Source organism: Pseudomonas sp. JUb42 (assembly GCF_024807945.1).
Lineage (GTDB): Bacteria > Pseudomonadota > Gammaproteobacteria > Pseudomonadales > Pseudomonadaceae > Aquipseudomonas.
On record NZ_JANUFD010000003.1, the window covers coordinates 16,729 to 30,309 of the forward strand.

Below are 13,581 nucleotides of genomic sequence, written 5' to 3' on the forward strand. Positions count from 1 at the left end.
TCGGTTCAGGCTGTATGTTGTCCCGGCGGTCGATGGTGCTGCAATTGCCGCCAGGCTCAGGGGTCTTGTACTGACCGACACGCGCGGATGCAAGTGTGTTTGTCACAATAGGCAGGTCTGACCTGATAAGCTCGCCGCCTCAATGATCAGCCCTATTGCCTAACGTAATGCAGCCCACCTCCGCTCTCATTGCTCCTGACTGGCTCGACCGCGCCCAGATGCCCGCGACCTGCGAGCCAGCGATCCTGCACTGGTTGTTCCATCAGGATTCCCTGACCCGCCGCCTTAGCCGCCTGTCGGCCGACCACTTCAGCATCACCGTATTGTTCGAAGGCTGGCAGTTGCTGCGTGATGACGAATGCGTGGCGTTGAGCTTGCCCGCAGGCGCCGAAGGCTGGGTGCGTGAAGTGCATTTGCATGGCCACGGCCAGAACTGGGTGTTCGCCCGCAGCGTCGCCTCCCGGGATGCCCTGCTGGCCAGCGGCCTGAACATGGGTGAACTGGGTACGCGCTCCCTGGGCCTGTTGCTGTTCAGCGACCCGGCCTTCGATCGCGGCGAACTCCAGGCCTGTCGCTACCCCGCGCAATGGCTGCCCGCTGAGGATCGCGCCGAAGGCCTGTGGGGACGTCGCTCGTGCTTCAGTCGCGGCGGCCTCGGCGTGTTGGTAGCGGAAATCTTCCTGCCGGACCTGTTACGTGCAATCAAGAATGCGGAGCCCTTCTGATGTACCTGACCCTGCTCAAATCCCTCAACCGCCTGAGCCCAAGGGCCTGGGACTTCGTGCAACTGACGCGCATCGACAAGCCTATCGGTATTTACCTGTTGCTGTGGCCGACCCTGTGGGCGCTGTGGATCGCCGGTAAAGGCGCGCCGTCCCTGGGCAATTTCCTGATCTTTGTGCTGGGCGTATTCCTGATGCGCGCGGCAGGCTGCGTGATCAACGACTTCGCCGACCGCAAGGTGGACGGCCACGTCAAACGCACCGAGCAACGGCCACTGGCCAGCGGCAAAATCCGCTCCAAGGAAGCTCTGGTGTTGTTCGCCATTCTCGTCGGCCTGAGCTTCCTGTTGGTGCTGTTGACCAACAAGACCACCATCTGGCTGTCGTTCGGTGGCGTGGCCCTGGCGGCCTGCTACCCCTTCATGAAGCGCTACACCAATTATCCACAGGTAGTGCTGGGCGCTGCTTTCGCCTGGGGCATTCCAATGGCCTTCACGGCCGAGACCGGTTCGCTGCCTGCTGCTGCATGGCTGCTGTATGTCGCCAACCTGTTGTGGACCGTGGGCTATGACACCTACTACGCCATGGTCGACCGTGACGATGACCGGCGCATCGGGGTGAAATCCACCGCCATCGCCTTCGGCAACCATGACCGTCAGATCATCCTCGGCTTGCAGGTGCTGGCATTGGTGCTGCTGTTGCTGGCGGGCTGGAGCTTCGAACTGGGCGGGTATTTCAAACTGGGGCTGCTGGCCGCTGGTGCGTGCTTTGTCTGGCAGTACCAGACCACCTACAAGCGCGACCGCGACGCCTGTTTTAAGGCGTTCCTGCATAACCATTGGGCGGGTTTGGCGATTTTCGCCGGGATAGCCGTGGATTACGCGATGCGCTGACCGTCAGCAGTGCACTGACGGCCAGCCACAGGGTTACGGCTTGACGGTGTGCCAGACGTCGCCCTTGCCTTCGCCGGTCTTGTCGCCAGCGGCCTTGTCATTCTTGAAGAAGTACAGCGGCTTGCCTTTATAGACCCACTGCGAAGCACCGTCGTCACGCTTGATGATGGTCCAGTCGCCCGAAGCCTTGTCGGCGGCCGTGGCCGTCAATGGCGGCCAGTTGGTAGCGCAGGCGTCATTGCACACGGATTTGCCGGCAGAGGTGTCCTTGTCGAAGGTGTAGAGGGTCATGCCCTTGTGGTCCACCAGCACGCCGTCCTTGGTCATGGCAGGCTCGGCAGCGAAGGCCAGGCCCGAGGATGCCAACGCGGCAGCGGCCAGCAGGCCTATCAGCGTCGAAGAAAACTTAAGCATCGGATGAATCCTCTTGTTATGAAATTTCTTGTAGGACAAGCCACCAAGCTTAGACCGTTCTCGGCTATAACTGCCAGCACCCTCGCAAGTTGTCACACGACTGCAATAATTCCGTTATCTAATGCGCCCCAAGACAGTTAAATGACAAGAGGTTCAAGCATGGCCGGCAGGAGCATCCTGATCGTTGACGACGAAGCGCCCATCCGCGAAATGATCGCCGTCGCGCTGGAAATGGCCGGCTATGACTGCATGGAAGCCGAAAACTCCCAGCAGGCACATGCCATCATCGTCGACCGCAAACCCGACCTGATCCTGCTCGACTGGATGCTGCCCGGCACCTCTGGCATCGAGCTGGCCCGTCGTCTCAAGCGTGACGAGCTGACCGGAGACATCCCGATCATCATGCTCACCGCCAAGGGCGAAGAGGACAACAAGATCCAGGGCCTGGAAGTCGGTGCCGACGACTACATCACCAAGCCGTTCTCGCCTCGCGAACTGGTCGCCCGCCTCAAGGCCGTACTGCGCCGTGCCGGGCCGACTGATGGCGAATCTCCGATCGAAGTTGGCGGCCTGCTGCTCGACCCGATCAGCCACCGCGTGACCATCGATGGCAAGCCTGCGGAAATGGGCCCCACCGAATACCGCCTGTTGCAGTTCTTCATGACCCACCAAGAACGCGCCTATACCCGTGGCCAGTTGCTGGATCAGGTCTGGGGCGGCAACGTCTACGTCGAAGAGCGCACCGTGGACGTACACATCCGCCGTCTGCGCAAAGCCCTCGGCGACGCCTACGAAAATCTGGTACAAACCGTTCGCGGCACGGGCTATCGCTTTTCCACAAAAAGCTGACAGCCCCGCGTGAACAGACAGCGTGTACGGCTCGCCGGACACCGGACAAGGATGCGTTCCTAATTGAATCAGAACTGGCATGGCACCCTGATCCGCCATATGTTGCTGCTGATCACTGGCTGCCTCGTGGTCGGGCTGATCAGCGGCCACTATGGCTGGAGCCTGGCCATCGGCCTCGGTCTGTATCTGGCCTGGACCCTCAAGCAGTTGCTGCGCCTTCATGCCTGGCTGAGCAAGCACAAAGCCGACGAGCCGCCTCCGGATGGTTATGGCCTGTGGGGCGAAGTCTTCGACAGCATCTATCACTTGCAACGCCGTGACCAACGAGTGCGTGGGCGTCTGCAAGCCGTTATCGACCGTGTACAGGAATCCACCGCCGCCCTGCGCGACGCGGTGATCATGCTCGATAGCGAAGGCAACCTGGAGTGGTGGAACCGCGCCGCCGAGACCCTCATGGGCCTCAAGACGCCCCAGGACAGCGGCCAGCCGGTGACCAACCTGGTTCGTCACCCGCGCTTCAAGGAATACTTCGCCCAGGAAAACTATCAGGAACCCCTGGAAATTCCGTCGCCGACCAACGACCGCATGCGCATCCAGATGCTCATCACCCGCTACGGCAACAACGAGCACTTGATGCTGGTTCGGGATGTCACGCGCATCCATCAGCTGGAACAGATGCGTAAAGACTTCGTCGCCAACGTTTCTCACGAACTGCGCACGCCGCTGACGGTGATTTTCGGCTACCTGGAAACCCTGCTCGACAATGTCGAAGAGGTCAATCCACGCTGGGTGCGGGCACTGCAACAGATGCATCAGCAGGGCGGACGCATGCAGACGCTGCTCAATGACCTGTTATTGCTGGCCAAACTCGAGGCCACCGACTATCCATCGGACAATCAGCCGGTGGTCGTCAGCACTTTGTTGCAAACCATTACCAGCGACGCCCAGGCCCTGTCTGGCAACAAGAATCAGCAAATCAACCTGGATATCGAAGGTAGTGCACGCCTCAAAGGCAGTGAAACCGAGCTGCGCAGTGCCTTCTCCAACCTGATCTTCAACGCCGTGAAATACACCCCGGCCGAAGGCAAGATCCATATCCGCTGGTGGACCGACGCCAAGGGCGCGCACCTGAGCGTGAAGGATTCCGGGATCGGCATCGAGACCAAGCACCTGCCTCGCCTGACCGAGCGCTTCTACCGCGTAGACTCCAGTCGCGCCTCGAACACCGGTGGCACCGGCCTTGGCCTGGCCATCGTCAAGCACGTACTGCTGCGTCATCGCGGCACGCTGGAGATCAGCAGCGTAATGGGCAAAGGCAGCGTTTTTACCTGCCATTTCGCCGCTGTTCAGTTGAGTAACGTTTAAAGCGCGACCCTTGCGCCTCTAGGCAAGCTGGCTTTCAGCCGCTACATTGGCCCACTTGTGCCCTGGAATTTGGGCGCCTCATTCGACTCCTTGATCAAAACGGAACCTGTAAAACCCCACCATGGACCCTTCCCCTAGTCTTAGTATCGCCGCTATTTTCGCCGACTTCGGCATGATTCTTTTTGCACTTGTCCTGGTCCTGCTCAACGGTTTCTTCGTTGCCGCAGAGTTCGCCATGGTTAAGCTGCGCTCTACCCGTGTTGAAGCCATCGCCGAGAAAAACGGCTGGCGCGGACACATCCTGCGCACCGTACACAGCCAGCTGGACGCCTATCTGTCGGCCTGCCAGTTGGGTATCACCCTCGCCTCTCTCGGCCTTGGCTGGGTCGGTGAGCCGGCCTTCGCCCACCTGCTTGAGCCCGTGCTCGCCGCCGTGGGTGTGACTTCGCCGGAAATCATCAAAGGCGCGTCGTTCTTCACTGCCTTCTTCGTGATCTCCTACCTGCACATCGTGGTTGGCGAACTGGCACCGAAATCCTGGGCCATCCGTAAACCCGAACTGCTGTCCCTGTGGACGGCCGTGCCGCTGTACCTGTTCTACTGGGCCATGTACCCGGCCATTTACCTGCTCAACGCCAGCGCCAACGGCATCCTGCGTATCGCTGGCCAGGGCGAACCCGGCCCCCATCACGAGCACAGCTACAGCCGTGAAGAACTGAAACTGATCCTGCACTCCAGCCGCGGCCAGGACCCCAGCGACCAGGGCATGCGTGTACTGGCTTCGGCCGTGGAAATGGGCGAGCTGGAAGTGGTCGACTGGGCCAACTCCCGCGAAGACCTGATCACCCTGGACTGCAACGCGCCGCTCAAGGAAATCCTCGCCTTGTTCCGTCGCCACAAGTACAGCCGCTACCCGGTGTACGACGCGCAAAAGAACGAGTTCATCGGCCTGCTGCACATCAAGGATCTGTTGCTGGAACTGGCGGCGCTGGATCACATCCCCGAGTCGTTCAACCTGCTGGAGCTGATCCGCCCGCTGGAGCGCGTCTCCAAGCACATGCCGCTGTCGCGTCTGCTGGAGCAATTCCGCCAGGGCGCCGCGCACTTTGCTGTGGTCGAAGAAGCCGACGGCAAGGTCGTGGGCTACCTGACCATGGAAGACGTACTGGAAGTGCTGGTCGGCGACATTCAGGACGAACACCGCAAGGCCGAACGCGGCATCCTCGCCTATCAGCCGGGCAAGCTGCTGGTACGTGGCGACACGCCGCTGTTCAAGATCGAACGCCTGTTGGGCATCGATCTGGACCACGTCGAAGCCGAGACACTGGCAGGCCTGATCTACGAAACCCTCAAGCGGGTACCGGAAGAAGAGGAAGTCATGGAAGTCGAAGGCCTGCGCATCATCATCAAGAAGATGAAAGGGCCGAAAATCGTGTTGGCCAAGGTGCTTAAGATCGATTGATCGCCAGAGCGATCCGTGGGAGCGAGGCTTGCCCGCGAAAGCGATCTTCTTGGCTAAGAGTCTGTATCGGCTGTACCGGCCCCTTCGCGGGCAAGCCGCGCTCCCACAGGAGCAATGTTTGCCGCGCGATCACAAACCGTTCAATTCCCGCCCACGGCAAAATTGGGCAGGCTCTGCACCGGCTGGTTGAATTCGTAGGGAATCGATTCCAGCGCCAGGCCAGTGTTGCGCTGCACGACAAAGTGCAGGTGCGGTCCGCTGCTGTTGCCAGTGTTGCCTGACAGCGCCAGGGCGCTGCCCACGCCCACACGGTCGCCCTCCTTGACCTTCACCGAGCCTTGCTTGAGGTGCAGGTAGACACCCATGGTGCCGTCGTCATGCAGGATGCGCACAAAATTGCCTGACGGTTCAGAGCCGCGCCCGCTCTGGCCATTCTCGATCTTCATCACCACCCCGCCCCGCGCGGCAATGATCGGCGTGCCCTCGGGCATGGCGATATCCATGGCATAGCGACTCTTGACCCCAAAATGGCTGTAGCGGCCATTAGGCCCCTGGCTCAGGCGGAACGGGCCGCCCACCCAGGGCAGCGGGTAGCGATAGGCCAGGGAAGAGCCATGGGGGTCGCCAGGCACGTAGGTCAGGTTGGACTTGTAGCTCATCGCCTTGCCCGGCACCTTGGGGCTGAGCACCATCAGCCGCTCGTTGCTGCGTGCAGGCAGGACACGACGCAGGGTGCCCTCGGTGGCGCCCAGCACGTTCTGCAGGCCGGACAGCTTCAGCTCGACCTCAACCGGCGCATACAGATCGTTGCGCACGTACAGGCTGTCGATGCCGTTGGCCTTCTTTACATCCAGATGCACCTGACGCTCGAAGTGCTCGACCATGCGATCGCGAAACACCACCACGGCAGAACCGGGCGTTGGACGATCAGTGAAGGAAACCACGCCATTGGCGTCGGTGAACTTGTAGATGGTCAGCGCCGCAGCGGATTGCGCAGTCAGCAGCAAAACACAGAGGGTTGTCAGGCGCTGGAGCATAGGGAGACTGGCCTGTAAGAGAAGTGAGGCAAGCCTACCAGTGATCTGTAAGGATTGGGATGCAGCGGTTTCAATCGGCAACAGAAGGAGCGTCAAGGAAACCGCGTCAGCTGATCACCGCAGGGCGAATTGTGGGAGCCGGCTTGCTGGCGATTGCGGCGGATCAATCACTGCTGCTATTGCGAGCGCTCCGCACTCGATCGCCACCAAGGCGGCTCCCACACCCTGCAAACGCACTACAGAATCGATCAGGCCCCAGGCACGAAGTGCTTCTGCGCCGTACCACGGGCGATCAGGCGCGACAGGTAGTCGAGCTTCTGCGCATCCTGGTCGACAAAGCGGAAGGTGATCTGCAGCCAGTCGCTGTCCGGTTTCTGCTCGAAGGCAACGATGCCATGCAAGTAACCGTTCAGGCGGGCAATCTCGGCGTTGTCACCCTGCTCCAGATCGAGCACGGCGCTTTCGAGGATCTGCGGCAGCTTGTCGTTGCGCTTGACCAACAGCGACGCCTCTTTGAGGGTCAGTGCCTTGATGATGCACGGCTGATTGCCGCTTGGCAGGCGCAACTGGCCCTGGCCACGTCCGGCAGGGGCGGCAGTCTTGACCTCAGGGCTTGGCACCGGCGGCGGGTTGGCAATGCCACCACCGGCCGGCTTGAGCACTTCGGCCTTGCCACCGGTCAGGGCGTTGAGCGAATCGTTCAATGGCGAACTCATGCGCTGCGGCGCGGTGCTCATCACGGCATCGAGCTTGCCGACCTTGGCCAGGGCTTTCTTGACCTTGGTCAGCAGTTGTTCGTTGGTGAACGGTTTGCCCACGAAATCGCTGACGCCGGCCTGGATGGCCTGCACCACGTTCTCTTTATCGCCACGGCTGGTGACCATGATGAAGGGTACGGTCTTGAGGTGGTTGTCTTGCTGGCGGCACCAGGTCAACAACTCCATACCGGACATCTCCGGCATTTCCCAGTCGCACAGAATCAGGTCGTAGACCTCGCGGGTCAGCAGAACCTGAGCCTTGCGGCCGTTGACGGCGTCATCGGTATGAATACCGGGGAAATAATTACGCAGACCTTTTTTGACCAGATCGCGAATGAAAGTCGCGTCATCCACAATCAATACACTGACTTTACTCATCGACGCTCCTGCGGGCGTGTTAACCACAACTTGGTTGATACGACGCACGCCCTTTAATTCGGCAAGCATAACGCTGGCGCAAAGCCAGCGTCCAAACTGAATGAGCCGCCGACGCATTTAAATGCCCGGCGACTGAAATTAGGGGACCTTTATAACGAAAAAAGCCCAGCAATGCGCTGGGCTTTTTTGTGCAAAAGGCCGCAGGCAATATTACTTATCGTCAGCGTCGCCCGGAACATTAGCGCTTTCGTCGCTGCTGATACCGTGCACTTCTTCCTTCATGCGCTTGAGGCCCAGGTGACGCACGTCGGTGCCGCGTACCAGGTAGATGACCAGCGCCGAGATGTTGCGGGCGTGGTCGCCGATACGCTCCAGCGAACGCAGGACCCAGATCACGTTGAGTACGCGGGAGATCGAACGCGGATCTTCCATCATGTAGGTCGCCAGCTCACGCAGGGCGGTCTTGTACTCGCGGTCGATGACCTTGTCGTACTGAGCGACCGACAGCGCCAGCTCGGCGTCAAAGCGGGCGAACGAGTCCAGCGCATCACGAACCATGTTGCGCACCTGATCGCCGATATGACGCACTTCCACGTAACCACGCGGCGACTCGCCTTCTTCGCACAGCTGGATGGCACGACGGGCGATCTTGGTGGACTCGTCACCGATGCGCTCCAGGTCGATCACCGACTTGGAAATGCTGATGATCAAACGCAGGTCCGAAGCCGCAGGCTGACGGCGGGCGAGAATGCGCAGGCACTCTTCGTCGATGTTGCGCTCCATCTGGTTGATGCGGTCGTCGACTTCACGAACCCGCTGGGCCAGGCCCGAGTCGGCTTCGATCAACGCCGTCACGGCATCGTTGACCTGCTTCTCGACCAAACCACCCATTTCGAGCAGATGGCTGCGAACGTCTTCGAGCTCGGCGTTGAATTGTTGAGAGATGTGATGGGTATGGCTGTCTTTATGGATCATGCTCGGTGTCCTTGGAACGTCCGGTTAAGTGCGAAAACGCCGCGGTGGTTCAGGGCTGACGAAGCACGTCCTAGCCGTAACGACCGGTAATGTAGTCTTCAGTCTGTTTTTTCGCCGGGTTGGTGAACAACGTATCCGTGTCACCGAACTCGACCAACTTGCCCATGTACATGAAAGCTGTGTAATCAGAGACCCGTGCCGCCTGCTGCATGTTGTGGGTAACGATCACAATGGTGTATTTGGATTTCAGTTCGTAGATCAGCTCTTCGACTTTTAGCGTCGAAATCGGATCAAGAGCCGAACAGGGTTCGTCGAGCAGCAGGACTTCCGGCTCCACGGCGATAGTCCGGGCGATCACCAGACGCTGCTGCTGGCCACCGGACAAACCCAGCGCCGACTCGTGCAGGCGGTCCTTGACCTCCTCCCACAAGGCCGCGCCCTTCAAAGCCCACTCGACAGCCTCATCGAGTACGCGCTTTTTGTTGATGCCCTGGATGCGCAAGCCGTAGACCACGTTTTCGTAGATGGTCTTGGGGAACGGGTTGGGCTTCTGGAACACCATGCCGACGCGACGCCGCAATTCAGCGACGTCCTCGCCCTTGCGATAGATATTGTGGCCGTAGAGGTTGATGGCACCCTCTACGCGGCAGCCGTCGACCAGATCGTTCATACGATTGAAGGTGCGCAGCAGAGTAGATTTGCCACAGCCGGACGGGCCGATGAACGACGTCACCCGCTGCTTGGGAATATTCAGGCCGATATCGAACAATGCCTGCTTGCCACCGTAGAACAGGTTCAGGCCGGGCACTTCAATGGCGATGGTTTCCTCGGCCATGCCCAGCTCTGCCTTGTGGCGCCCCAGGGCCGACATATTGATGCCTGGGGTGTGAGTGTCTTGCGGCATCGAGTCCTCCCTCTGCCAAACCTTCATTGGGTTTGACCGCGCAGCCGCGGCCACTACGATCAGCTGTCCAGCGCCTTGTACTTCTCACGCAAATGATTGCGGATCGCTACGGCCGACAGGTTAAGCAGGGCAATCACCAGCACCAGCAACAGCGCGGTGGCGTACACCAGCGGCCGTGCGGCTTCGACGTTGGGACTCTGGAAGCCGACGTCATAAATATGGAACCCCAGGTGCATGATCTTCTGATCCAGATGCAGATAAGGGTAGTTGCCATCCACCGGCAGCGATGGCGCCAGCTTAACCACCCCCACCAGCATCAGCGGCGCCACTTCACCGGCAGCGCGGGCCACGGCGAGGATCAGCCCCGTCATCATCGCCGGGGTAGCCATGGGCAGGACGATCTTCCACAGCGTTTCGGCCTTGGTGGCGCCCAGGGCCAGCGAACCTTCGCGGATGGTCAGGGGGATACGCGCCAGGCCTTCCTCAGTGGCAACGATGACCACCGGCACGGCGAGCAGCGCCAAAGTCAGCGAGGCCCATAAGAGGCCCGGCGTACCGAAAGTCGGCGCGGGCAAGGACTCGGCAAAGAACAACCGGTCAATCGAGCCGCCCAGCACATAGACGAAAAACCCCAGGCCGAACACGCCGTAGACAATGGCCGGAACCCCGGCCAAGTTGTTCACGGCAATGCGGATCAAGCGGGTCACCGGGCCTTGCCGGGCGTACTCACGCAGGTAGATCGCGGCCAGTACACCAAATGGCGTGACGATGATCGCCATGATCAGCGTCATCATCACCGTGCCGAAAATCGCCGGGAAGATGCCGCCTTCGGTGTTGGCCTCACGGGGGTCTTCACTGAGGAATTCCCACAGCTTGCTGAAGTAGAAACCCGTCTTGGCCGCCGTGCCCATGGCATTGGGCTGATAAGCGTGCACCACCTTGCCCAGATTGATCTCGACTTCCCGGCCATCGGCTTCACGGGCGGTCAGGCTGTCGCGGTTGACCGCTTCATGCAGGCCGCCCAGTTGCGCCTCGATGACTTTGTAGCGGGCATCCAGCTCGCCACGCTCGGCGTCCAGGTCCGCCTGTGCGGCGGCGTCGAGCGTACCTTTCAACTCCAGTTTGCGCCGCTCAAGACGCAGCTGTTCGATGCTGTGGTTGATGGCACCTATGTCTTTCTTTTCCAGCTTGTTCAACTGCTCGGCCAGATCAGCCACGCGCTTGATCCGCTCTTGCAGGATCGGCCATGCGGCCTGCCCTTCGGCGATGACTTTGCCACCTTCCTTGATATTCACCAGATAGCCGTAGAAGTTGCCCCACTCGCGGCGCTCAAGGGTCATCAACTCGGCAGGATGTTGCTGATCGCTCAGCCACTCGCCCACCGCCCAGGTGAAGTCGCTGGGATTGCTGTCGCGATTGCCGACCTTCAGTAGCTCACGGGTCATCAACTCCGGGCCCTGCTCGGACACCGGCATGCCCGCCGCCTTGAGCCGCGCCCGCGGCACCAGTTCCTGCTGCACCACTTCGCCGATCACCGGCTGCGCCTGCAGGCCCGGCACCGTGTATTGCGCAGACAGCAGATCAGCCGGCCAGAAGTGCCCCAGGCCGCGCACGGCAATGATCAGCAGCAGGCCCAGGGTCATGATCACGGCGATGGAAACAGCGCCCGCACTCATCCACACGCCAGGGGCGCCGCTTTTGATCCAGCTCTTGAGGGAGTCCTGTTTCACTGACGCTTAGCTTCCTTAGAGAGACGAGTATTTTTTGCGCAGGCGCTGACGAATCAGCTCTGCCAGGGTGTTCATCACAAAGGTGAAGACCAGCAACACCAACGCGGCGAGGAACAGCACGCGATAGTGGCTGCCACCCACTTCCGATTCCGGCATTTCCACGGCGACGTTGGCGGCCAGGGTACGCATGCCTTCGAACAGGTTCATATCCATGATCGGCGTATTGCCCGTAGCCATGAGCACGATCATGGTTTCGCCGACGGCACGGCCCATGCCGATCATCAGCGCCGAGAAGATGCCAGGGCTGGCGGTGAGGATCACCACCCGGGTCAGGGTCTGCCACGGTGTGGCACCCAGAGCCAGGGAGCCCAGTGTCAGGCCGCGCGGCACACTGAAAATGGCGTCTTCGGCAATGGAATAGATATTCGGGATTACCGCAAAGCCCATGGCCAGGCCCACTACCAGGGCGTTGCGCTGGTCGTAGGTGATGCGCAGGTCATCGGTGATCCACTGACGCATGTCGCCGCCGAAGAACCAGTTCTCCAGATGCGAGCTCATGCCCAGTGACACCCAGCCCACCAGCAGCACCACTGGAATCAGAATCGCGCTCTCCCAGCCATCAGGCACTCGCAGGCGAATGGAGTCCGGCAGGCGGCTCCAGGCAAAGCCCGCCAGCAGAATGCCCAGCGGCGTAAACAACAGCAGGCTGAAGACACCCGGCAGGTGCGCTTCCAGGTAAGGCGCCAGGAACAGCCCGGCAAAGAAGCCAAGGATGACCGTAGGCATGGCTTCCATCAGCTCGATCACCGGCTTGACCTTGCGGCGCATGCCGGGCGCCATGAAGTAGGCGGTGTAAATCGCAGCGGCAATCGCCAGGGGCGCGGCGAGGAACATGGCGTAGAACGCAGCTTTCAACGTGCCGTAAGTCAGGGGCGCCAGGCTCAGCTTGGGTTCGAAATCACTGTTGGAAGCCGTCGACTGCCAGACGTACTGCGGCGAGTCGTAGTTTTCGTACCAGACCTTGCCCCACAGCGCGCTCCAGGACACTTCCGGGTGCGGATTCTTCAACGTCATCGGCTGCAACTTGCCTGCAGCTTCGAGGACAACCCGGTCGGCACGCGGCGACATGGCCAGCACGCCAGCACCGTTCGCCACCTGCTCGGTCAGCAGGGTGCGGTGGGCGGTACTGTGGAACACACCGAGCGCACCGCTGACATCCAGAGCAATAAAGCCCTTGCGTCGCTGCTCGGCGGTAATCTGCGCGATGGGCGTGGTACCCAGCTGGAAGTCACGGATATGCATCAGGCGCTGTTCGCCGTCGGTATCGCGGGCCATGAACCACTGGGCCAGGCCACCCCGGGAGTTACCCAGCAGCAACGAAACGCCGCCGACCAGTTGAGCACTGGCGGTGATTTCCGTATTGGCATCCTCGACCAGCTTGTAACGGCCATTGAGAGTGCGGTCGCGCAGATTGAAGACATCGGCCTGGGCACGACCATTGATCACGTAGAGCCATTGCTGACGCGGGTCGATATAGACAGCTTTGACGATGGCCGAGACTTGCGGCAAGTCGATGCTGACCTGCTGGACCGCCGTATCACCGGTCAGCAGGTTTTCTTTCTGTTCCAGCGCCAGCACATGCAGCTGCGAACCGGTGGTGCCCGCCAACAGCAAGGAATTCACTCCCGCGTTGAGACTGATGTGCTCCACGGGCCGACCTTCGTCATCCAGCACCAAAGGCGCAAGGCCATAGGGCCAGGCGATGGTCGGCGTGATGGTTTTCTTGTTGTCCGGGTAGGAAATCGGATAGGTGTGCTTGAGCACCAGCACCTGGCCATTGGACAAACCCAGCGCGACCAGCGGCGAGCCGGGCTGATCCTGGGCGATGGAGCTGACGTAGGTGCCTGCGGGCAGCGGCAGGCTGACGCGTTTGAGCAGCGCACCATCGTCCAGATTGAAGAAAATCGCCTCGCCCTTGTCGGAGATGCGCATGCCAACCTGATTCTGCTCCTCAAGGGAGAGCATCAGCGGTTTGCCACTGTCCTGCAGCCAACCGGGGGTGAGTTCGTTGGCGCTGCTGAGCCTGGCGCCCTG

At 60.6% G+C, this 13,581-nt stretch carries 12 protein-coding genes; 5 read left to right on the forward strand and 7 right to left on the reverse strand.

Annotated features, from left to right (window positions below; all coding sequences use genetic code 11):
• Positions 1-167: 167 nt before the first annotated feature.
• A complete protein-coding gene (locus M2401_RS06585; RefSeq protein ID WP_259100888.1) occupies positions 168-725 on the forward strand; it encodes a chorismate lyase in 558 nt (185 codons plus the stop codon).
• Complete coding sequence (gene ubiA, locus M2401_RS06590) at positions 725-1,615, forward strand: 4-hydroxybenzoate octaprenyltransferase (RefSeq protein ID WP_259100889.1); 891 nt, start codon at positions 725-727, stop codon at positions 1,613-1,615. Before M2401_RS06585 ends, ubiA begins: the two co-directional genes overlap by 1 nt.
• A gap of 33 nt (positions 1,616-1,648) precedes the next feature.
• On the opposite strand, the gene M2401_RS06595 is transcribed toward ubiA, so the two are convergent.
• Positions 1,649-2,029: a hypothetical protein gene (locus M2401_RS06595; protein WP_259100890.1), complete on the reverse strand. Its 381-nt coding sequence runs from the start codon at positions 2,027-2,029 to the stop codon at positions 1,649-1,651.
• 159 nt (positions 2,030-2,188) lie between these two features.
• On the opposite strand from M2401_RS06595, the gene phoB reads away from it, so the two are divergent.
• From phoB to M2401_RS06610, 3 genes are all read left to right on the forward strand, one after another.
• Positions 2,189-2,878 (forward strand): phosphate regulon transcriptional regulator PhoB, encoded by a 690-nt coding sequence (gene phoB / locus M2401_RS06600; RefSeq protein WP_259100891.1) that lies wholly within the window; start codon positions 2,189-2,191, stop codon positions 2,876-2,878.
• A 99-nt stretch (positions 2,879-2,977) separates the two neighbouring features.
• Positions 2,978-4,243 carry a phosphate regulon sensor histidine kinase PhoR gene (phoR, locus tag M2401_RS06605; RefSeq protein ID WP_259101663.1) on the forward strand — a complete coding sequence of 422 codons (1,266 nt, stop codon included), beginning with the start codon at positions 2,978-2,980 and terminating at the stop codon, positions 4,241-4,243.
• A gap of 121 nt (positions 4,244-4,364) precedes the next feature.
• A complete protein-coding gene (locus M2401_RS06610) occupies positions 4,365-5,705 on the forward strand; it encodes a hemolysin family protein (RefSeq protein ID WP_259100892.1) in 1,341 nt (446 codons plus the stop codon).
• 140 nt (positions 5,706-5,845) lie between these two features.
• Here M2401_RS06610 and M2401_RS06615 read toward each other — a convergent pair whose 3' ends face one another.
• From M2401_RS06615 to M2401_RS06640, 6 genes are all read right to left on the reverse strand, one after another.
• Positions 5,846-6,742, reverse strand: a complete 897-nt coding sequence (locus M2401_RS06615) for a M23 family metallopeptidase (RefSeq protein ID WP_259100893.1) — start codon at positions 6,740-6,742, stop codon at positions 5,846-5,848.
• Between the two features lie 248 nt (positions 6,743-6,990).
• Positions 6,991-7,878, reverse strand: coding sequence for a response regulator (locus tag M2401_RS06620; protein WP_259100894.1), 888 nt, complete (start codon positions 7,876-7,878; stop codon positions 6,991-6,993).
• A 210-nt stretch (positions 7,879-8,088) separates the two neighbouring features.
• On the reverse strand, positions 8,089-8,853 hold the full coding sequence (gene phoU / locus M2401_RS06625; RefSeq protein ID WP_259100895.1) for a phosphate signaling complex protein PhoU: 765 nt from the start codon (positions 8,851-8,853) through the stop codon (positions 8,089-8,091).
• A gap of 70 nt (positions 8,854-8,923) precedes the next feature.
• Positions 8,924-9,757, reverse strand: coding sequence for a phosphate ABC transporter ATP-binding protein PstB (pstB, locus tag M2401_RS06630; RefSeq protein WP_259100896.1), 834 nt, complete (start codon positions 9,755-9,757; stop codon positions 8,924-8,926).
• A 59-nt stretch (positions 9,758-9,816) separates the two neighbouring features.
• Entirely contained in the window at positions 9,817-11,433 is a 1,617-nt protein-coding gene (gene pstA, locus M2401_RS06635; protein ID WP_259101665.1) for a phosphate ABC transporter permease PstA, read from the reverse strand.
• 69 nt (positions 11,434-11,502) lie between these two features.
• Positions 11,503-13,536, reverse strand: coding sequence for an ABC transporter permease subunit (locus M2401_RS06640; protein WP_409033892.1), 2,034 nt, complete (start codon positions 13,534-13,536; stop codon positions 11,503-11,505).
• Between the last annotated feature and the right edge of the window lie 45 nt (positions 13,537-13,581).

What these genes read in the sequence shown, in the direction of transcription:
- pstB (WP_259100896.1), bottom strand. Translation starts at nt 9,757, where the DNA reads ATGCCGCAAGACACTCACACCCCAGGCATCAATATGTCGGCCCTGGGG.
- pstA (WP_259101665.1), bottom strand. Translation starts at nt 11,433, where the DNA reads ATGAGTGCGGGCGCTGTTTCCATCGCCGTGATCATGACCCTGGGCCTG.
- M2401_RS06620 (WP_259100894.1), bottom strand. Translation starts at nt 7,878, where the DNA reads ATGAGTAAAGTCAGTGTATTGATTGTGGATGACGCGACTTTCATTCGC.
- ubiA (WP_259100889.1), top strand. Translation starts at nt 725, where the DNA reads ATGTACCTGACCCTGCTCAAATCCCTCAACCGCCTGAGCCCAAGGGCC.
- M2401_RS06595 (WP_259100890.1), bottom strand. Translation starts at nt 2,029, where the DNA reads ATGCTTAAGTTTTCTTCGACGCTGATAGGCCTGCTGGCCGCTGCCGCG.
- M2401_RS06615 (WP_259100893.1), bottom strand. Translation starts at nt 6,742, where the DNA reads ATGCTCCAGCGCCTGACAACCCTCTGTGTTTTGCTGCTGACTGCGCAA.
- M2401_RS06585 (WP_259100888.1), top strand. Translation starts at nt 168, where the DNA reads ATGCAGCCCACCTCCGCTCTCATTGCTCCTGACTGGCTCGACCGCGCC.
- M2401_RS06610 (WP_259100892.1), top strand. Translation starts at nt 4,365, where the DNA reads ATGGACCCTTCCCCTAGTCTTAGTATCGCCGCTATTTTCGCCGACTTC.
- phoB (WP_259100891.1), top strand. Translation starts at nt 2,189, where the DNA reads ATGGCCGGCAGGAGCATCCTGATCGTTGACGACGAAGCGCCCATCCGC.
- phoU (WP_259100895.1), bottom strand. Translation starts at nt 8,853, where the DNA reads ATGATCCATAAAGACAGCCATACCCATCACATCTCTCAACAATTCAAC.
- phoR (WP_259101663.1), top strand. Translation starts at nt 2,978, where the DNA reads ATGTTGCTGCTGATCACTGGCTGCCTCGTGGTCGGGCTGATCAGCGGC.